The following is a 265-nucleotide window of genomic DNA, read 5'->3' on the forward strand; positions in this document are numbered from 1 at the left end:
TCTCAAGATCGCCTGTGTCACTGCGGACGGTCTTTTTAGTGTGGCCGTTGCGCTTATTGGGCTTGTCTGCCTTCTCATGTTTAGGGTAGCCGAGATGCTCTTCCATCTCAGCTTCCAAGGCAGTATCGATAAAGGATTGCATGAGCTGCTTTTGAAAGTCTTTGATGTCATCGAAGCTGTTCATGCTACCAGCCATTTGCTCGGCCAGTTTCTTGATGTCAGATTGAGTAGTCATTGCTTATTCTCCTGTTAATGGATTATAAGC

At 46.0% G+C, this 265-nt stretch carries 1 protein-coding gene; it reads right to left on the bottom strand.

What is annotated here, in order from left to right:
• The coding region (locus AAEY62_RS22910) for a transposase (protein WP_350636727.1) at positions 1 to 235 on the bottom strand (235 nt) is incomplete at its 3' end.
• Positions 236 to 265: the final 30 nt, after the last annotated feature.

The sequence above is a fragment of the Pseudoalteromonas sp. GW168-MNA-CIBAN-0100 genome (genome assembly GCF_040309225.1).
Taxonomy (GTDB): domain Bacteria; phylum Pseudomonadota; class Gammaproteobacteria; order Enterobacterales; family Alteromonadaceae; genus Pseudoalteromonas; species Pseudoalteromonas arctica.